The organism is Capnocytophaga sp. H4358 (genome assembly GCF_002302515.1).
Lineage (GTDB): Bacteria > Bacteroidota > Bacteroidia > Flavobacteriales > Flavobacteriaceae > Capnocytophaga > Capnocytophaga canis.
Map to the genome: position 1 here is coordinate 2,160,030 of NZ_CP022380.1, position 20,133 is coordinate 2,180,162.

The following is a 20,133-nucleotide window of genomic DNA, read 5'->3' on the forward strand; positions in this document are numbered from 1 at the left end:
GATTGTTATTTTGAAAACAATCAAGTTTTTTTGTAACTTTACCCCATTCTATGTATAAAGAATAAAGAAAGATTTTTATTAACTCTATCATACAGAAATTAAGTGTCGTGTTTTTTAATAAATAACGACGGTAGAGTTTTGGGTAATAATAATAAACATCTGAAATACAATAAGTTTAGATGAATTTTTTAAAGAAAATATTTGGTAAACGCAGTAGTGAACCGAATTTGGGTGAGGAAAAGATTGTAGCTACTAATGTACTGTCGGGAGATAACCTACCTGCAGATGAACAATTTGCAATCAACTTTACCCAAAATGGGGGTAAATTCATTTATTGCACCTCAGAATTAGAAATACAGCATTTTTTCAGAAATATTTTAATGGAAATAGGTGTATATGTGAAAATCAGTACGCCCAACGAGTCACTCGTAGATTTTTTTGAAGAGCATCAATCACTTTTCACAGATGATGTTGAAACAGCGAATGTCTATCTGACAACCTGTGAATATTTAATCACATCGATGGGAGGTATAATGCTCTCTTCCAATCAGTTGAGACAGCGAAGAACAAGTGAACTTCCTGAAATATTTATCGTCTTGGCTAAAACCAGCCAAATGGTGAAAAGCATTGATGAGGGAATGCGTGGTATCAATTTGAAATATCCGAAACAAAAACCAACAGGGTTGGTCACTTTGCGTAGTTTTGACGAAAACAGAACAGCAAATGATGTAATGAATTATGGAGGAAGCTATAAGAAAACCTACCTCATCTTGTTAGAAGATTTACCAATTTAAAAGGAACTCATTGTGAACGAACTATTTAAAAGAACTGCTACAGGAATTATCTACATACTCTTTTTGTTATCGGCAATCATGTTAGATGAGGGGGCTTTTGACTTCTTGTTTTTGTCTTTTGGATTAGTATGTATGTACGAATTTAAAAAACTTATTCGACTTCAAGGATTGCACGTCTATCTGATATTCTTATTTTTTTGGTGGCTATTCATTCATTTGCAGGTAAGTGTTTTCTCAATTTATATACTGTTGCTATTTACTATTATAGCCAATGTGTACTTGACTATCATGCTCTTCTATGGAAAAACTCCTCTACGCTACGCTCCTTACTCTCATAAGTTGATTATTAGTATGTTGTATATTGGTGCAGGATGTGTTTTTATTCCATTAATATACAAGCACGAGTGCATAAAATCATATTCCGTCGGTGAGGCTCAATTGACAATGATTGGTATTTTGTGTATCATTTGGGCAAGTGACAGTTTTGCTTATTTAACGGGGAAAAACTTTGGGAAACATAAGTTGTTTGAAAAGATATCCCCCAAAAAAACAGTTGAAGGATTCGTAGGAGGACTCATCGGAGCTATCCTAACCGCCTATGTAATTTCAATTTACAGTAATAAAGAGATTTGGAGTTGGATTGTGCTGGCTATTGTGTTAGTTACTACTGGAACTGTTGGTGATTTGGTTGAATCAAGTTTCAAACGGGTTGCTAAAGTGAAAGACAGCGGTCGAATTCTTCCAGGACACGGCGGACTTTTAGACCGTTTGGATAGTCTTATTTTTGCCTCTCCATTTGCTTTCTTTGTATTGCAAATTCTATATTATTTCTCTTAAAAATCATATTCTTGCTAAAAAATTAAATGATAATACATTTTTATAAATTTCAAGGTACAGGCAATGACTTTGTGATGATTGATAATCGTAATTCAGATTTTCCCAAGGAAAATACTTCATTAGTTGCCTCATTGTGTCATCGGCACTTTGGTATTGGTGCAGACGGACTAATTCTGCTAGAAAATGATGAAAAATACGATTTTCGCATGATTTACTACAACTCAGATGGAAAAGAAAGTACGATGTGTGGCAACGGAGGACGATGTATTGTCGCATTTGCTAAATTATTGAAAATCATAGATAATAAAACTATTTTTATTGCTATTGATGGGGAACATTATGCCGAAATCAATAATGAAAATCAAGTGAAATTGCAGATGAAAGACGTTGATGTTATTCGAAAGGAAGACTCATATACTTTTTTAGATACAGGTTCGCCACATCACGTTCAATTAGCTGAAAATGTTAATAATATAGATGTGAAATCAGAAGGAGCGTCCATTCGCTATGGACAATTGTACAAGGATAAAGGTGGAGCTAATGTCAACTTTGTAACTCCTTTAGGAAATGAAAAATTTGCTGTACGCACCTACGAGCGGGGGGTTGAAGACGAGACTTACTCTTGTGGTACGGGTGCTACGGCTGTTGCAATTGCCATGTATCACCAAGAAAAAACAAAGGAGAGAGACATACACCTGCAAACCCTTGGGGGAGATTTAAGAGTTTCGTTTGATGTTGAAAACGGAGTATATACAAACGTATTTCTGATTGGACAGGCTACTTTTGTTTTTGAAGGTAAAGTAGAAATGTAATTAAAGTTAAGCTTCGTCAAGCGTAAAAGAGAAAAAAGTGTTTAAATTTATACATAAAAGATGAATTGTATTTCAGACGAGTTGTGTTTGTTACGGGCGTTAGAACCAGAAGATATTGACTTTTTGTATGAACTTGAAAATCAAGAAAGTTTATGGGAAGTTAGTCAAACACAATTGCCTTTTTCTCGGTATCTTCTGAAAGAATACATTCAAAATGCAACACAGGACATTTATGAAGCGAAACAGTTTCGTTACGTCATTTCTTCCTCTGATAGAGAGCCTTTTGGATGTGTTGACCTCTATGATTTTGATCCTAAGAACAAACGAGCTTGTGTTGGAATCGCCATTTTAGAAAAATACCAACGCCAAGGTAAAGGAGAATATGCTCTTGCTAAATTATTGAATTACAGTAAAGTAAATCTTCATTTACATCAATTAATTGCATATATCCCTGTAGACAACATTCCAAGCATACATCTTTTTGAAAAACTTGGTTTTGTTTCTCATGGCATAAAAAAAGATTGGATTTTTTCTAACGGAACATTTAAAGATGTGTTGATTTTTCAGCGAATTCTGTAGCTAAATCGAAATCTATACTTTACTTCATTTTTTTTTTTTTGCGTTTTTATAAAAATCTGATTGTCAGAATTCAATCGACTAGGTCTTTTGCACAATTACATCCGAAACAGAAGAGATTTGATACTTTAACTTAGCATCATATGAGCTTTTTTTAAAGCCTCGACAAAAGTATCAATTTCTTCAAAGGTATTGTAAACCGCAAAACTGGCTCTAATTGTTCCTGGAATGCAAAAGAAATCCATAATAGGCTGAGTGCAATGGTGTCCTGTGCGAACGGCAATACCCAATTTATCCAGTATACTTCCTACATCATACGGATGTATTCCTCTGAAATTGAACGATATAACTGCAGTTCGTTTACTCAAGTCAGGATTCCCATAAAGTTGAATATCTTCAAGTTCTTTTAGTTTTTCAACAGCGTATCTTAGCAGAGCTTGTTCGTGTTTGGCTATATTTTCGATACCTAATTCATGTATGTAATCAATTGCAGCTCCAAATGCAATACCCCCACAGATGTTAGGCGTTCCTGCTTCAAATTTATAAGGCAAATCAGCGTATGTTGAACCTTCGAAACGGACTTCTTTTATCATTTCGCCTCCACCTTGATAGGGAGGGATAGCATTTAACAATTCTTCTTTTCCATAAAGTATACCCACCCCTGTTGGCCCGTACATTTTATGAGCAGAAACAGCATAAAAATCAACATCAAGTGATTGAACATCAGGCTGGATATGAGGCGCGGATTGAGCACCATCAACCAAAACCTTAGCTCCTCTTTGATGAGCCTTTTCAATGATTTCAGCAATGGGATGTATATTTCCTAAAGCATTCGAAACATGTTGTACACATACAAGTTTTGTGCTGGAATTCAATAAGTTATCAAAGGATTCCATGTTCCAAATCCCCTGTTCGTTCATCGGAATAACTTTCAGTGTAGCACCGGTGCGTTCGCAAACAAACTGCCATGGCACGATATTGCTATGATGTTCTGATGCCGATACTATGATTTCATCTCCTGATTTCAAAAGAGAAGTGTATCCGTTGGCAACCAAGTTAATGGACTCTGTTGTTCCCGAAGTAAAAATGATTTCACATGATTTTTTGGCATTGAAATGTTTTCGCAACTTTTCACGAGCTTGTTCGTAGGCATCGGTAGATTCCTGGCTGAGAGTATGCACCCCGCGGTGGATATTGGCGTTAAGTTGAGTGTAGTAATTTACAATGGTATTAATTACTTGATTAGGAGTTTGCGAAGTGGCTCCATTGTCGAAATATATCAAGGGTTTGTTATTTACAAGTCGGTTCAGGATAGGAAAATCACTGCGTATTTGTTCAATTGATTTCATAATATGTTTTTTGCGATTGAGTTCAAAAATGATTGCATTAGATAACAAAAAATAATTCCGCCAAAGGTATTTATTTTATTCTAAATAAACACTATCTTTGCCTCCTAAATGTTGTTATATATAAAAAAAAACTATTGTCAAAATCATTTTTTGTCAGGCTTTGTAGGGTAATAAAATCATTAGAGTAATTTTGGTATCGAGACTACATGGTTTAAAGTGACTGCAAGTGATGAATTCCCATGGTCAGGTGAAATATTTTGATTAATTTTTCAACCACTTACACTTAAAAAAGGTAAATTATTCTTCTATTTATATTTAGTATACTTCCTTTTTATGTGTAATAAGGTAGAAATAGTAATATTTTCCAAATCAGAAAACAATTTATGCTGTTTTTTGTTTTTTACTGGTAAATATCGAATGTTTACTGAAATTATGGAAATAGTAGCCTAATGCTTATTTAAATAAAAAAATATGATTTCTTTTTTTTCCGAAACAAAATTTAAACTTCCGTACAAGAAAAACGATCTAAAATCGTGGGTAAAGATGATTTGTAATACTGAAAATCATAAAATTGGCGATATAAACTACATTTTTTGTAACGATGAGCAGTTACATAAAATCAATGTACAATATCTTAACCACGATACCTTAACGGATATTATTACTTTTGACTATACTGAAGATTTTCAAATTGCTGGAGATATTTATATCTCTGTGGAACGAGTGTGTGACAATGCTAATGATTTTGAGGTTTCTTTTAAGGAAGAGCTATTACGAGTCATGGCTCACGGCATATTGCATTTATGTGGCTATAAGGACAAATCCGAATCGGAAAGTCAGCAAATGAGACAAAAGGAAGAAGAAAAAATACGATTATTTACAGAAAAAGAATGAGAATACTCCATATTGACACGAATCATCCGTTAATAATAGAGCAACTTACTGCTCATGGATTTGAAAATCACGAAGATTATAAAAGTTCAAAATCCCAAATCGAAAGCAAAATCGACCAATATGATGGTGTCATCCTTCGTAGTCGGTTCGCGATTGATAAGTTGTTTTTGGATAAGGCAACTCGCTTAAAATTTATTGCCAGAGTGGGAGCAGGTCTTGAAAATATTGATTGTGAATACGCTGAGCAAAAGGGAGTTATGATAATATCCTCTCCTGAAGGAAATCGTAATGCGGTAGGCGAACACACTCTCGGAATGTTATTAGCGCTGTTAAATAAGTTTAAAAAATCCAATCGTGAAATTGAGCGAGGTGTGTGGCTACGTGAAGAAAATCGAGGGTCGGAATTAGATTATAAAACCGTAGGCATTATTGGTTACGGGAATATGGGGAAATCGTTTGCTCGAAAATTGAAAGGGTTTGATTGTCAAGTGATTTGTTATGACATAAAACCCAATGTAGGCGATGAAAACGCACGACAAGTGTCCTTGGATGAGTTTTTTGAACAATCGGATGTGGTGAGTTTACACACACCGCAAACCCCATTAACAACAAAAATGATGAATACTGATTTCATCCACAGGTTCAAAAAACCATTCTGGTTATTGAACACTGCACGAGGGAAAAGCGTTGTAACTGATGATTTGGTTGAAGCCTTAAAGTCAGGCAAAATCAAAGGAGCGGGGCTAGACGTATTAGAGTACGAGAAAACGTCCTTTGAGGATTTCTTTACTGATGAACTCCCTGCTTCGTTTAGATATTTATTAGAAGCTGACAATGTAATACTTACACCTCATATTGCAGGTTGGACTGCTGAAAGTAAGACCAAATTGGCACAGGTGATTGTGGATAAAATCATAGAGAATTTTTCAGAAAAATAATTTACTCTAGATGTTGTTTATTCAACCGTTTTATCTATTCGTGCTTTTTTGATTTTGTAAAATTTCTTTGTATAATTTAGTGGGTCTTTCTTGTGAATGTACTGGAAAAATCAAAAAAAGACAGAATATTTTCGTTTTACGGTGTTAAGGGAAGAAGAAGAGTGGATTGAAAGTGACTATACGACATTTAACGTACAAATACAGGGAAGAAAAATCAAGGCTCGTGCTATAATCTGGGTAATATACAAAAAATACATGAATTACTACAATCACACCCGTAACTAACCAAGTATCAGTATCGTTTTTACGTTTGAAGTTTGGAAGATGTAACGATTTTGAAATCCAAGGTTCTTTTTAAACCTAAGGGAAAAGTAGAATATCAAAATAACTAATAAACTCAAATATTTTTATAACGGGCATAAAAGCTTATCTAAAAACAAAAGTATTCGACAATCGAAAGAATGAAAAAATAGCTTGAACTTGGTAAGTTTTATATTTTTGCATACTGAAATGCTTGGTAAATAAAATGGAATCTCTGACAGACATACCTTTGCGAAAAATCATCCATGTGGATATGGACGCTTTTTATGCTTCGGTGGAACAGCTCGATTTTCCACAGTTGCGAGGGAAACCCATAGCCGTAGGTGGCGAAAAGGAACGAGGAGTTGTAGCAGCTGCCAGTTATGAAGCACGAAGATACGGGGTGCGAAGTGCTATCAGTGGAGTTCAGGCAAAGAAACTATGTCCACAGCTCATTTTTGTGCCACCACGTTTTGAGCGCTATCGTGAAATTTCAATGCAAATTCGCTCTATTTTTTATGAATATACCGATTTGGTAGAACCCCTATCCTTGGATGAGGCTTACTTAGATGTAACTCACAATAAAAAGAATAATCCTTCAGCAACTTTTTTGGCTCAAGAAATTCGTCAGCGTATTTTCGAAACCACGGGACTTACCGCTTCAGCAGGTGTCTCCGTCAATAAATTTGTAGCCAAAATAGCCAGTGATTTTAACAAGCCTAATGGACAAAAAACGGTACCTTTGGAAGAAGTGCAAGGTTTTTTAGATGTTTTGGACATTAAAAAATTTCATGGTATAGGAAAGGTTACAGCTGAAAAAATGTATCTGAATGGAATTTTCACGGGTAAAGATTTGAGAGAAAAATCTTTAGAGTTCTTAGAACTTCATTTTGGTAATAGAGGAACTTACTTCTATGAATTAGCACGAGGTATCCACCTGAGTGAAGTTAAATCATATCGATTGCCAAAGTCATTAGGCGTTGAACATACCTTTGAGAAAAACATTACCAGTGAGGTGTTTATGGAAGAAAAACTAACAGTGATCGCTAAAGAATTAAGTCAGCGGTTACAACGTAAAAAGATAGCGGGGAAAACCGTAACACTAAAAATCAAGTATGGTAATTTTTTAATTAATACCCGTAGTAAAACCTTATTGCATTATGTTGATAAAGAGGAGGATATATCTTATCATGCTAAAGAATTACTCTATAAACAACTTTTAGAGGATTCAGTTCGTCTGTTAGGAATATCGTTGGCAAACTTAAATAACATACCCGAAAAAAAAGAAAAAAATATGCCGAGGTATGTCCAGTTGAAACTGATTTTTCCGCAATAAAAAAACAAAATAAGGATTTAATTTTTATATTTGCAGGAGTGAATAATAAGAAAAATTGATATGAATAGACAATGGTTGATTTTCGTAATGTGTTTGTTTTCATTGCCTGTATTTTCACAGCAAAAGCATGTTTATTTGAACGATGATTTAGAATATATTTCAGCTAAGAAATTCAATGACTACAGAAAATCGAATAATCACTATATCCTAACCTATGAATTGGATTCAGTAGTAATGCACGTGCAGGTTCAACGAGTTAAAAGAGGAAAAATAACTCTTGAACAGTTAGCAGTAATTCGTACCGAATTGTCTGGATTTTCGGGTCAATCCGTTCCCGAGAAGAACATTATTGTAGTAAATTATCATCACGGGAAGGATCCTTGTAATGATTCTCCTGAAGATTCGAGCTACTATGCTTTGATTAAAGATTATTTGAAAAAAATACAAAAGAAGAAAGATGTAAGTCAGTTTTTTGTTTATAACGAACGAGATGGAATCAAAGATTATGGAAAGAAAATCAGTTGGCTGGAGGATAAAAATAAAACATTACGTGATTTATTCTTTCCGTTACAATATCCTTGTGGGAGTTTTGTTCTGATAGACGCTGAAGGAAATTATTATGTTCAAAAAGGAGAATATTCAAATTATTATATTCTTGATATACTGCGAGATAAATCGAATATAATCAACGAAAGCAGCCATATTAAAAAGGGTGAAACGAATCGCACTCCTCGAAGAGTAGAGGTAAGGGCTATTAGACAATAGTAATGAAGAACGAAAAAATAGTTTTAATCACCGGAGCAACTTCGGGAATAGGCAAAGAAACGGCGTTACTCCTTAAAGAAAAAGGATTTACTGTCTATGGAACAGCTCGGAATGTAGAAGGTAAATCTCTACCTTTTCGGCTTTTGCCTATGGATGTACGCTGTAAAGAAAGTGTCGATAAGGCAATCCAAAGCATTCTCTCTGAAGTAGGTAAAGTTGACATACTGATCAATAATGCAGGTGTAGGAATTTCAGGAGCCGTGGAAGAATTACCTTCCGAAGAGCTTGAAAATGTGTTCGCTACGAATTTTTTTGGAGCCATTTACTTGATTCAAAAAGTACTTCCTACAATGCGAAATCGAAAAAGTGGATTGATTATCAACGTTACTTCCATAGCAGGGTATATGGGATTGCCTTTTCGGGGAGCCTATTCAGCAAGTAAAGGAGCTTTAATGCTGATGTCAGAAAGTTTACGAATGGAATTAAAAAATTTTGGAATCCAAGTGACAACTATCGCACCAGGAGACTACGCTACCGATATTGCTTCTCGACGTTATCATGCGCCTGTGAAAGAAGGTTCTGCTTATAGAGAAAAATATCAAAAATCTTTAGATTTGATGAATAAGCATGTAGATTCGGGAGGAAATCCCATTGAAATGGCAGAAAAAATATATAAAATTATAAAAACCAAGCATCCTAACGTACATTATAAACAAGGTAACTTCTTACAAAAGTTTTCCATTGTACTTAAACGTGTTTTACCAAGTAAAACCTACGAGCGAATGTTGATGAAACATTATGAATTGTAGAGAATAGGTAACCTTAAACTTTGAACTCAAATAAGCAATATTATGAAATTTTTTATTGACACAGCAAATTTAGATCAAATCCGTGAAGCTCAAGATTTAGGAGTTTTAGATGGAGTAACGACCAATCCTTCATTAATGGCAAAGGAAGGTATCACAGGCACAAATAACATTTTGAAGCATTATGTAAATATTTGTGACATTGTCGATGGAGATGTTTCTGCAGAGGTAATTGCTACTGATTATGAGGGTATTGTCAAAGAGGGTACGGCCTTGGCAGAATTGCATCCACAAATAGTGGTGAAAATACCAATGATTAAAGATGGTATCAAAGCTATCAAATATTTTTCAGACAGAGGAGTTAAAACTAATTGTACGCTAGTATTCTCGGCAGGACAAGCTTTGTTGGCAGCCAAAGCAGGAGCTACGTATGTATCTCCTTTTATCGGGCGGTTAGACGATATTTCCAGCGATGGACTTACTCTGATTGAAGATATCCGACTTATATATGATAATTACGGATTTGAGACTGAAATTTTAGCTGCTTCTGTTCGTCATATGATGCATATTATGCAATGTGCCAAAATAGGTGCGGATGTGATTACAGCTCCGCTATCCGCAATTGTGGGACTACTAAAACATCCATTAACTGATAGTGGTTTAGCTCAATTTTTAGCAGATTATAAAAAAGGGAATTAACTAATAATGAACAATTTTATAAAGTATAATCTCTCAAAATTGTTCATTAAATAAATTGTAAATTGTTTATTATTGATTACAACATATGAATTGGCAAACTGTAAAAGAATACGAAGATATTACCTACAAAAAATGTAACGGCGTAGCAAGAATCGCCTTTAACCGACCAGAAGTGCGTAACGCTTTCCGCCCAAAAACTACTTCTGAGCTTTACGACGCTTTCTATCACGTGTACGAAGATGCGAGTGTAGGCGTGGTAATCCTCACGGGGGAAGGTCCCAGCCCCAAAGATGGCGGACACGCTTTTTGTAGCGGTGGTGACCAAAAGGCTCGTGGGCATCAGGGCTATGTAGGTGAAGACGGCAGACACCGACTCAATATATTGGAAGTACAGCGACTTATCCGATTTATGCCCAAAGTGGTCATCGCGGCGGTAAACGGATGGGCAGTAGGTGGAGGACACTCGCTTCACGTAGTGTGCGACCTTACCTTAGCGAGTAAAGAACACGCCATTTTCAAACAAACCGATGCCGATGTTACCAGCTTTGACGGCGGTTATGGTTCGGCATATTTGGCAAAAATGGTAGGACAGAAAAAAGCTCGTGAGATTTTCTTTTTAGGGCGAAATTACTCCGCACAAGAGGCGTTTGAAATGGGAATGGTCAATAAAGTAGTGCCTCACGCTCGTTTGGAACAAGAAGCGTATGAATGGGCTCAAGAAATCCTTGCCAAGTCGCCAACTTCTATCCGTATGCTGAAATTTGCAATGAACCTCACCGATGACGGAATGGTAGGGCAACAAGTATTCGCCGGAGAAGCCACCCGCCTTGCCTATATGACCGACGAAGCTAAAGAAGGGCGTAACGCATTTTTAGAGAAAAGAAAACCTGACTTTGGGGAGAATCAGTGGATTAGTTAAATAATTTGATAATTTTACTAAAAATAGTAACTATGAATTTATCTGAAATCAAAGTATTTAGGATGACACATATAGACAATATTCCTCATATTTTACAAAATGGAATAACGCACAAAAATTCACCTAATGCTAATGTAAACTATGTTTCGATTGGAGATAATTCATTGATTGATACTCGAGCGAGTAAAACTATTCAAGTTACTAATGGAACTTTAGACTATGGAGATGCAAAGCGTATATGTTTAGGAGATTTTATTCCTTTTTACTTTTGGTTGAGGATGCCTATGCTGTACATTATTCAAAGGGGATTTCATAATGTTGTTAAAAGAAATCCCGAAGAAATAGTATATTTGGTTTGTATTCCGAGCAAATTGGCTGACCAATATTCGGAAGTATATTTTTCAGATGGACACGCTGCAGATAAATTTTCTGTTTTGTATGATAAAACAGCTTTAAATAAAATTGAAACTATTTTGGATTGGAAGGCCATCAAAGCAAGGGATTGGGGTGGAGATGAAAATTTAGATATCAAAAGAAAAAAAGAGGCTGAATTTTTAGTAAAAGCGGATATAGCTTCTGATTTTATTATCGGCTTTGGTTGTTATAATGAAGTGGCTAAACAAAAGTTGATTAGTTTTGGTATAGAGGAGGTAAAAATTAAAGTTATTCATCAATATTATTATTAAAGCTATGATTACTTATTTAGAAGGAAACATATTAGAGAGTGATGCACAGGCACTCATTAATACGGTGAATACCGTTGGGGTAATGGGAAAAGGTATTGCACTCCAATTTAAAAATGCTTTCCCGAATAACTTTAAGCAATATCAAAAAGCCTGTAAAGAAAAAAGTGTGGTAGTGGGGAAAATGTTTGTAACCGAAGATGAGAATCTTACTTCTGGTAAGAAAGTTATCATCAACTTTCCCACCAAAACCACTTGGAAAAAGCCCTCTGAATATGAATATATAGAATGGGGACTTGATGATTTGGTAAAAATCATTAAGGAAAGGAACATCAAGAGTATTGCCATTCCGCCATTGGGGGCAGGAAATGGAGGATTGGACTGGGATAAAGTAAAGCAAATAATAGAACGAAAACTTTCCCATTTGGATACAGTAATCTACATCTATGAACCCTCTGTCCAAATCAAAGAGCAACTGAAAAAGGAGAGAGTAAAACTGACACAAGGTAGAGCTTTATTATTATATGTACTATACGATTTGGTACGAGAAGGAGAATTCGTATCTGAATTTTCAAGTGAGAAAGTATGTTATTTCCTTCAAAAGTTTGGAGCTGAAAAGTATTTGAAGTTGAAATTTACTCCTTATTTTTATGGACCTTATTCAGGAAAAGTTCGTTTTGTTTTGAATGCCTTGAACGGAAGCTATATCATGGGATATAGCGATATGAATAAAAAACCTTTTGAACCACTCAATTTGCTTGGAGATGGATTTCAAGAAGTGGAAAAATTCATTGAAGGTAATGAAGAATTGAAGCAGATTGCTAATGACACCATGCATTTTCTGGAAGGATTTTATTCTGATTATGCTTTGGAATTACTTTCTTCGGTAGATTATATTATGAGAGAAGAAAAAACAAAAGAAAAAGAGATCATCATAGAAAAACTTAAAAGTTGGAATAGTAGAAAAAGTGAAATGACCTCTAATGAAAGATATTTAGATATTGTTTTAAAACATTTAATTCAAAATTAAGTGGTTTTTCTATTCTGAAAACTTTCCAACAGGTTCAGAATCCTACCGATTACCTCAATTAATATAGGAGAATGGATTATCAATCAAATAAAACCAAGCAATAAATCTTCAATGGAAAATTTACTCGCTTTCTTTGAAAAACGCAAACCTGACTTTGGCGAGAATCAGTGGATTTCGTAGATAGAGAGAACCCTCAAATTTTTATGAATGCCAGATATCTCAAAACTGTAAATTGAATGTGTTTTAAGTTTAAGTATCTGATGATTACTTCAAAAATGGTATGATAAAAATTTGAGGGTTTTATTTTTTGACACTATCCCTCTAAGTGTGTAAGTTAAAAAGTTGGGGTTAAGTTTTTATAGTTTGAGTCTTTGTGCAAATATAAGCATAAATTGGTTCAAGACAATCCCCCAATTTTGGATAGGCATACTCCACTTTTTGGTAGCTTCTCTCAAAGCCAAGAAAACGGACTTTTGCACAGCTTCGTCTGTTGGGAAAAACAGCTTGTTTTTGGTGTATTTCCGAATCTTACCATTCAGATTCTCAATAAGATTGGTTGTGTAAATAATTTTTCTTATCTCTAACGGAAAATCGAAAAATACGGTCAATTCGTCCCAATTGTCATACCAAGATTTGATAGCATAGCCGTATTTTGACTCCCATTTTTGGGCAAAATCTTCCAAAGCAACCTTGGCAGCTTCCTTGTTAGGGGCAGTATAGATGTGTTTCATATCGGCTGTAAATTCTTTTCTGTCTTTGTAAACCACATACTTACAAGCATTCCTAATCTGATGAACCACACATATTTGCGTTTGTGATTGGGGAAAAACCGTGCGAATGGTTTGCGTAAATCCGTTTAAATTATCGGTGGCAGTAATGAGAATATCTTCCACTCCACGAGCCTTTAAATCAGTGAGAACGCTCATCCAAAAGGCGGAACTTTCATTCTTTCCGAGCCACATTCCTAAAACTTCCTTTTTTCCCTCTCGATTCAAGCCCACAGCAAGGTAAATGGTTTTGTTGACAACTTTTGAGTTCTCACGAACTTTAAAAACGATGCCGTCCATCCAAACAATCAGATACAGCTCGTCCAACGGGCGGTTCTGCCAAGCGACCATTTCATTGGTAACCGCATTGGTAATCCTTGATATTGTGGAAGTTGATACTTCAAAGCCGTACATTTCTTGGATTTGTTCTTCGATGTCGCTTACGCTCATTCCTTTGGCATAGAACGATACGATGATGTTTTCCAAACCATCGATAACGTTCTTGCGTTTAGGGACTAACATTGGGTTAAAACTACCGTCTCTATCCCTAGGAACTTGGATTTGTTCTTCGCCAAAGGAAGTTTTTATCTTCTTGGAAGTGTGTCCGTTACGATAATTTCCATCTTTGGTTTTGTCATGTTTTTCGTTGTCCAAGTGAACGTCGAGTTCGGCATTGAGCATATGTTCCACCGCTTTTTTGTGGAGTTCTTTAAAGAAACCTGTCAAGTCCTCAGCAGTCTTAAATGACTTGTAAAATTCTTTGCTGTTGAGCAATTCTTCCTTGTTAATCATATCTGTTTAAATTATGGGTCAAAAATAGTTAAAAAGTTATTTCCGAAATTTTTTTTGAGCTTTTAAGGGCTCAAAAAATTTCAGAATAACTTTTCAACTTACACAGATTATGGGATACTCCTATTTTTTTAATAAGTATTTTTACTTTATATTTCTTAAATTAATAATTTCCTGTTGAGTCAATTTTCGCCAATGTCCCCGAGGAAGGTCTTTTTTAGTAAGTCCAGCGAACACAACGCGGTCTAATTTTTCAATTTCATACCCCAGATGTTCGAAAATACGACGGACAATACGGTTTCTTCCGCTGTGAATTTTAACACCTATTTCATTTTTAGGTTTGTCGTTCACATAGCTGATTTCATCTACTTGAATAAACCCATCCTCAAGTTCAATTCCCTCTTCAATTTTTATAAAATCTTTGTAGTCTAACTTACGGTCAAGAACCACGTGATATATTTTTCGTACACCATGTGTTGGATGGGTTAATTTTTTTGCTAAATCACCGTCATTAGTTAGTAATAAAAGTCCTGTGGTAGGTCTGTCCAAACGTCCAACAGGCAGAATACGAGCCGTAGTAGCATTGGCAACTAAATCCATCACAGTTTTACGACCTTTTTCGTCACTTGTAGTGGTGATAAATCCTTTTGGTTTGTTTAATAAAATGTATTCTTTCTTTTCCGAAGAAATCACTTTTCCGTCGAATTTTACTACATCGGTAGGTTGTACACGATATCCTAATGTAGTCATTACCTGTCCGTTTACCTCCACATTTCCCGCAGCAATGTAGATATCAGCATTTCGGCGAGAACAGATTCCTGCATTGGCGATATATTTATTCAGGCGTATCTCCCCAGTTTCTAGAGTGTTGTCCTGTTGTTCAATCTCGGTGTTGTAATTTTTTTTGATAAACGGTTTTTTATAACTGTTGTTTCTTTTGAAATTCGGATTGTGGGATTTTTTGTACCCCCCTTCGTTGGAAGTATCTTTGAAATTTGGATTGTACGGTTTTCTGTATCCCCCTTCGTTGGAGGTGTCTTTGAAGTTTGGATTGTACGATTTTTTGAAACCGCTGTTTGTTTTAGTTCGGTCTGAATTGTATTCTTTTTTGTTGTAAGTACGCTCCGATGATCCATACTCTTTTTTAGTGTAGTAAGGTTTGTCAGAAGAGCGTTCCGAGTTTCCATATTCTTTCTTTTGGAATGAGTTGTTTGAATATTCTCTCTTTTTGTAAGAATTATTGCTACGTTGTGAGTTAGTGTTATTACTGGAATATTTTTTTTCCATAAATTCTCTATTTATTTAATGATGTATTTTATGTTTTAGAACCAGAAAACGTTCGAAACCGTAATGTATTACAAAGGCTTTATATCACTATAAAACTTTTGAATGTGCAAAGATACTACATAGAAATGACATAGCATGTTTTTTTGTAAGAAATATTTTTAAAAAGGCAAAGCTCAAAACTTTTTTCATATCTTTGCGGTATGGAATTTTCGTCAAAAATTTTAGAAAATGCGGTGTATGAGATATCGCAACTTCCTACAATAGGAAAGCGAACTGCTTTGCGGTTAGCTTTACATCTGTTAAAACAACCTGAGGAGCAATCTGCTAGGTTGGCATCAGCTTTGATTAATTTGCGAACACAGATTCAGTACTGTAAAAAATGTCATAATATTTCTGATGTAGAAATCTGTGACATATGTAACAATTCGAGCAGGGAAAACGGTATTGTATGTGTAGTAGAAGATTTTAGAGATGTGATTGCGATTGAAAATACGGGGCAATTTTTTGGGCAATATCATGTTTTGGGAGGAAAAATTTCTCCTATTGATGGCATAGCTCCGTCAAGTTTACACATTCAGTCATTAGTCGAAAAGGTAGCGTCGGGTAAGATTAAAGAGCTTATTTTTGCACTGAGTAACACTATGGAAGGTGATACCACAAATTTTTATATTTATAAACAAATTGAACAGTACGATGTGGTGATATCCACTATAGCTCGTGGAATTTCCGTTGGGGGAGAGTTGGAGTATGCCGATGAGGTTACTTTGGGACGAAGTATAACTCAACGAATTCCGTTCGAATTAGCTCTGAAAGGATAAAAATTAAGGATTGTAGAGAGTCAGTCGATTTATTTTTGAAAAAGTTATTTCTTGAAGGTAAATAGATAGGATTTGGGCTTTGCTACTTCTTTAAACTCCTTGGTTTTATGATTGTTTTTTTTCGAAAGTCGAGGTACTTGTGAAAAATATTTTGAACGACAAATTAAAAAAGAATCTTTAAATTTTAAATAAAGAACAAGAAATGGCTAAATACGAATTAAAACTACCTCAAATGGGGGAGAGTGTTGCAGAGGCGATTGTAACGAATTGGTTAAAAAAAGTAGGAGATACAGTCGAGGTCGATGAAGGAATTGTGGAAGTTGCTACAGATAAAGTCGATTCTGAAGTGCCTTCGGAAGTGTCGGGAGTGGTCGTTGAATTGCGTTTTGAAGTTGACCAAGTCGTGAAAATTGGTGAGGTTATGGCAATCATCGAAACGGAGGCTTCAGCAGAAGCTGTTGCTACACCTACGGTTGAGACCACTGCTAAAGTTATAGAAAAAGAAATTGAACAATTACAGCAGAATGTGACTAAAACAGATGTTGTTGTAAGTGGTTTAAAATCAGATAGATTTTATTCTCCTTTGGTGAAAAGTATCGCTCAAAAGGAAGGAATTTCACTGCAAGAGCTTGATCAAATCAAAGGCACAGGAGCAGATAATCGGGTAACTAAAAACGATATGCTATCCTACTTAGAAAATCGGGAGAAACAAACAGTAAATAGGTCTGCTGAGTTGCCTCAAAACAAGGTAGCAGAGGTAAAGGCGACATCTTTCCAAAAAGGAGACGAACGCATTGAGATGTCGCGTATGGGCAAACTCATCGCCGAGCATATGGTACATAGTAAACACACTTCACCTCATGTTCAGAGTTTTACAGAGGTGGATGTTACGCGTATCTGGAATTGGCGTAATAAAGTCAAAAAAGCATTTGAAGCCCAAGAAGGAGAGAAATTTACGTTTACCCCTATCTTTATGGAGGCTGTTGCTAAAGCTTTGAAAGACTATCCGATGATGAATATTTCATTAGAAGGGACGACCATTATTAAGAAAAAAAATATTAATATTGGTATGGCTACTGCATTGCCTGATGGAAACCTCATTGTTCCAGTAATCAAAAACGCTGATCAGTTGAATTTACGAGGAATGACTAAAGTAGTCAATGATTTAGCAAAACGTGCAAGAGCCAATCAGTTAAAGCCAGATGAAATCAAAGACGGAACCTATACCGTGACCAATATCGGGTCGTTTGGTAATGTTTTCGGAACACCGATTATCAACCAACCTCAAGTCGGAATTTTGGCAATTGGAGCTATTCGGAAAACACCTGCAGTTATTGAAACGCCCGAGGGAGATGTGATAGGTATTCGTTATAAAATGATGCTTTCGCATAGCTATGACCATCGGGTTGTCAATGGAGCTTTGGGAGGTATGTTTGTGCAACGTGTAGGCGAATATCTCGAAAATTGGGATATGAATCGAGATATTTAATCAATTTGAAACCATTCTAAATTTCAAAAAATGAGCGTGAGAGATATAGAAAATATGTATCTTTGCCCCTAGTTTTTGAATTTAATAGGTAAATCTATGGCCATTAAGATTACAGAGGATTGCATAAATTGTGGAGCTTGTGAGCCTGAATGTCCCAATAATGCCATTTATGAAGGAGCTGATGATTGGCGTTACAGTGACGGAACTGCACTCAGTGGAGGGGTGGTTTTGCCAAACGGAAGGCAGGTCGATGCGGATGAAGTACAACAACCCGTGAGCGATGATTTCTATTTTATAGTAGTGGATAAATGTACCGAATGTATTGGTTTTCACGAAGAACCACAGTGTGCGGCGGTTTGTCCCGTGGATTGTTGTGTTCCAGATGAAGATAATAAGGAAACTCAAGAGGAACTCACTGCAAAAAAGAAATTTTTACACAATGAGTAAAAAATACAAAAAGGCTATCGGTTTTGCGATAGCCTTCTTTATATAAACCCTATGAAATTCATTGTCAATCGTCTTCTTGTCCCCAAAGGATACTCAGGGATAACTCTGTTTCCTTTTGTATTCGTATCCAAAAAGGAGTGTTTAAACGATCCACAGTTTTTGAATCACGAAAAAATACACCTCCAACAACAAAAAGAACTATTGGTAGTCTTCTTTTATCTGTGGTATGTACTTGATTTTCTTTTTAAATATATCAAATACCGAAATTGGCAAAAGGCATACCACAACATCATTTTTGAGCGAGAAGCTTACCATAATCAAGACAATCTCAATTATTTAAACAGTCGGAAACGGTTTGCATTTCTGAAAAAGGATATTTAAGGTGTCAGAGTGTTGCTTTTCGATGTTGTAATTCCCACAGTTTTATAGAAAATATTCATGTCTGTGAAAAAATTATGAAATTGTCGATGATTCTAAACGTATAAATTCTTAAGCCTTACAGACTTTATTTGTACATGGGCAAGATATTTATTCTCCAAACCAATAGAAAAACTTAGGGAATCCTTCTACTTTGATGATAGGTTCAGTACTTACTTTACCCGTAGAGAGGTCGTAAGTGTAAAAACCCTTAGAGGTTTGGTTAATAGAACCGAATAAAAATGTATTGTTTTTATAAATTCCCATTCCTGTAGAATAACCATTGGCAACAGGTATTCCTTTGATGAGAGTTACTTGTTTGCTACTTAAATCTACTTTTACAGGAGCATACATAACTGCTAAAGGACTCATTTGTTGGTCTGGGGTATATTCTTTAATAGCCACATATCCGTAGGTTATGTTGTTTTTAATATATCGAGCGGGAAGGAAATAGGAGATTTTCCCAGGAGCATCAGCAACTGTAATGTCATCAAATTTCATTGAGAAAGTAGGGTCAATATCAGTTTCTCCGGCTTTGATTCTTAAAAATCCTCCTCCAAATCCATCTACTTGACCAAAAGCTCCAATACAAACGAGGTAAATATTTTTATGTTCATCCATCAAGATTCTGTCACCTGGATTGGTCGGGAAAGACAATCCTGAGGCTGTTTCCTTGATATGTTTTTCTATGGCATCTGTTTGGGTGTTGATTATCAGTACTTCAACAGCTTTCTCCTGTGGAAACCAAGTACCCGCTGTCCATTGTCCTAAGGTTACAAAGAGTAAATTGTCGCGAACAATCATTCCCGAAGGCTCGGGATTCGGGTCACCATAGGTGTTTAGGTCTATTTCACCTGTTTTTACCATCGTTGTAGGGTTGAAAATAAATATTTTACCTAAGCCTGTAAGTCCTAAATAAGCCTTGGTGTCATTTACGACAGTTAGGTGTGTTGCTTGTGAGTTTCCAGGTAAAGGCATGGTTGCAGATTTTTTCAAAACACCATCTTCACGAACAAATTTTGTCAATTCGGAAACGTCCGATCCAAAAAAGTTTGGAAAGGTAAATATCCAATTTTTATGTACAAATGGAGGAATGCTGGGACCAACTGGAAAGGCGTTTTTATTGTTTACCGTTTTTGGAGAAATATCGTCCAACAATTGAATGTAGCCACTTCCTGATTGGTCAGTATTTACTACCGTAGCTTCTATCAAAATTTCTCCTTTGCCAGATATAATATCAGGGGTTTCATTCTCTTTATCGCAACTTACTGCGAAAAATGTTGCTAAACAAGCAACTAACATTGCATTTTTTTTCATTGTATTTCATTTTTAAAAGTTAATTAATGTATTTTCAATTAGTACTGTTCTAAGTGTACTTGGT

General features: G+C 35.7%; 21 protein-coding genes. 17 read left to right on the top strand and 4 right to left on the bottom strand.

Annotated elements, in window-relative coordinates; translation table 11 throughout:
* The first annotated feature begins 179 nt into the window (after positions 1-179).
* The 4 genes from CGC49_RS09100 to CGC49_RS09115 all read left to right on the top strand — a co-directional run bounded on the left by CGC49_RS09100 (position 180) and on the right by CGC49_RS09115 (position 3,022).
* Positions 180-794 carry an LUD domain-containing protein gene (locus tag CGC49_RS09100; protein ID WP_042009864.1) on the top strand — a complete coding sequence of 205 codons (615 nt, stop codon included), beginning with the start codon at positions 180-182 and terminating at the stop codon, positions 792-794.
* A gap of 12 nt (positions 795-806) precedes the next feature.
* Entirely contained in the window at positions 807-1,631 is an 825-nt protein-coding gene (locus CGC49_RS09105; RefSeq protein ID WP_042009868.1) for a phosphatidate cytidylyltransferase, read from the top strand.
* A gap of 29 nt (positions 1,632-1,660) precedes the next feature.
* Entirely contained in the window at positions 1,661-2,443 is a 783-nt protein-coding gene (dapF, locus tag CGC49_RS09110) for a diaminopimelate epimerase (RefSeq protein WP_172919958.1), read from the top strand.
* An 81-nt stretch (positions 2,444-2,524) separates the two neighbouring features.
* Positions 2,525-3,022, top strand: a complete 498-nt coding sequence (locus CGC49_RS09115) for a GNAT family N-acetyltransferase (protein ID WP_095894509.1) — start codon at positions 2,525-2,527, stop codon at positions 3,020-3,022.
* Between the two features lie 125 nt (positions 3,023-3,147).
* Here the strand turns inward: CGC49_RS09115 and CGC49_RS09120 are convergent, their stop codons facing one another.
* A complete protein-coding gene (locus CGC49_RS09120) occupies positions 3,148-4,368 on the bottom strand; it encodes an aminotransferase class V-fold PLP-dependent enzyme (protein ID WP_095912441.1) in 1,221 nt (406 codons plus the stop codon).
* Between the two features lie 471 nt (positions 4,369-4,839).
* Between CGC49_RS09120 and ybeY the strand changes: the two genes are divergently transcribed.
* From ybeY to CGC49_RS09170, 9 genes are all read left to right on the top strand, one after another.
* On the top strand, positions 4,840-5,262 hold the full coding sequence (gene ybeY / locus CGC49_RS09125; protein WP_042344181.1) for an rRNA maturation RNase YbeY: 423 nt from the start codon (positions 4,840-4,842) through the stop codon (positions 5,260-5,262).
* Entirely contained in the window at positions 5,259-6,200 is a 942-nt protein-coding gene (locus CGC49_RS09130; protein WP_042344180.1) for a 2-hydroxyacid dehydrogenase, read from the top strand. Before ybeY ends, CGC49_RS09130 begins: the two co-directional genes overlap by 4 nt.
* 526 nt (positions 6,201-6,726) lie before the next feature.
* Complete coding sequence (dinB, locus tag CGC49_RS09140; RefSeq protein WP_095912443.1) at positions 6,727-7,836, top strand: DNA polymerase IV; 1,110 nt, start codon at positions 6,727-6,729, stop codon at positions 7,834-7,836.
* Positions 7,837-7,896: 60 nt separating this feature from the next.
* Complete coding sequence (locus CGC49_RS09145) at positions 7,897-8,601, top strand: hypothetical protein (protein ID WP_095912444.1); 705 nt, start codon at positions 7,897-7,899, stop codon at positions 8,599-8,601.
* A gap of 2 nt (positions 8,602-8,603) precedes the next feature.
* Positions 8,604-9,410: an SDR family oxidoreductase gene (locus CGC49_RS09150; protein WP_042009888.1), complete on the top strand. Its 807-nt coding sequence runs from the start codon at positions 8,604-8,606 to the stop codon at positions 9,408-9,410.
* Between the two features lie 42 nt (positions 9,411-9,452).
* Positions 9,453-10,106 (top strand): fructose-6-phosphate aldolase, encoded by a 654-nt coding sequence (gene fsa, locus CGC49_RS09155; protein WP_095912445.1) that lies wholly within the window; start codon positions 9,453-9,455, stop codon positions 10,104-10,106.
* An 85-nt stretch (positions 10,107-10,191) separates the two neighbouring features.
* A complete protein-coding gene (locus CGC49_RS09160; protein WP_095912446.1) occupies positions 10,192-11,025 on the top strand; it encodes a 1,4-dihydroxy-2-naphthoyl-CoA synthase in 834 nt (277 codons plus the stop codon).
* Positions 11,026-11,057: 32 nt separating this feature from the next.
* Complete coding sequence (locus CGC49_RS09165) at positions 11,058-11,711, top strand: DUF4433 domain-containing protein (RefSeq protein WP_095912447.1); 654 nt, start codon at positions 11,058-11,060, stop codon at positions 11,709-11,711.
* A 4-nt stretch (positions 11,712-11,715) separates the two neighbouring features.
* Complete coding sequence (locus CGC49_RS09170; protein WP_095912448.1) at positions 11,716-12,738, top strand: macro domain-containing protein; 1,023 nt, start codon at positions 11,716-11,718, stop codon at positions 12,736-12,738.
* 356 nt (positions 12,739-13,094) lie between these two features.
* On the opposite strand, the gene CGC49_RS09175 is transcribed toward CGC49_RS09170, so the two are convergent.
* Together CGC49_RS09175 and CGC49_RS09180 are read right to left on the bottom strand one after the other, a co-directional pair.
* Entirely contained in the window at positions 13,095-14,297 is a 1,203-nt protein-coding gene (locus CGC49_RS09175) for an IS256 family transposase (protein WP_095912449.1), read from the bottom strand.
* A gap of 141 nt (positions 14,298-14,438) precedes the next feature.
* Positions 14,439-15,581, bottom strand: coding sequence for a pseudouridine synthase (locus CGC49_RS09180; RefSeq protein WP_095912450.1), 1,143 nt, complete (start codon positions 15,579-15,581; stop codon positions 14,439-14,441).
* Positions 15,582-15,781: 200 nt separating this feature from the next.
* On the opposite strand from CGC49_RS09180, the gene recR reads away from it, so the two are divergent.
* The 4 genes from recR to CGC49_RS09200 all read left to right on the top strand — a co-directional run bounded on the left by recR (position 15,782) and on the right by CGC49_RS09200 (position 18,716).
* A complete protein-coding gene (gene recR, locus CGC49_RS09185; protein WP_095912451.1) occupies positions 15,782-16,399 on the top strand; it encodes a recombination mediator RecR in 618 nt (205 codons plus the stop codon).
* A 202-nt stretch (positions 16,400-16,601) separates the two neighbouring features.
* Complete coding sequence (locus CGC49_RS09190) at positions 16,602-17,888, top strand: dihydrolipoamide acetyltransferase family protein (protein ID WP_042344166.1); 1,287 nt, start codon at positions 16,602-16,604, stop codon at positions 17,886-17,888.
* Between the two features lie 96 nt (positions 17,889-17,984).
* A complete protein-coding gene (locus CGC49_RS09195) occupies positions 17,985-18,335 on the top strand; it encodes a 4Fe-4S binding protein (protein ID WP_095912452.1) in 351 nt (116 codons plus the stop codon).
* 51 nt (positions 18,336-18,386) lie between these two features.
* Entirely contained in the window at positions 18,387-18,716 is a 330-nt protein-coding gene (locus CGC49_RS09200) for a hypothetical protein (protein WP_095894181.1), read from the top strand.
* A 147-nt stretch (positions 18,717-18,863) separates the two neighbouring features.
* Here CGC49_RS09200 and CGC49_RS09205 read toward each other — a convergent pair whose 3' ends face one another.
* Positions 18,864-20,069, bottom strand: coding sequence for a hypothetical protein (locus CGC49_RS09205; protein ID WP_042347382.1), 1,206 nt, complete (start codon positions 20,067-20,069; stop codon positions 18,864-18,866).
* Positions 20,070-20,133 lie beyond the last annotated feature (64 nt).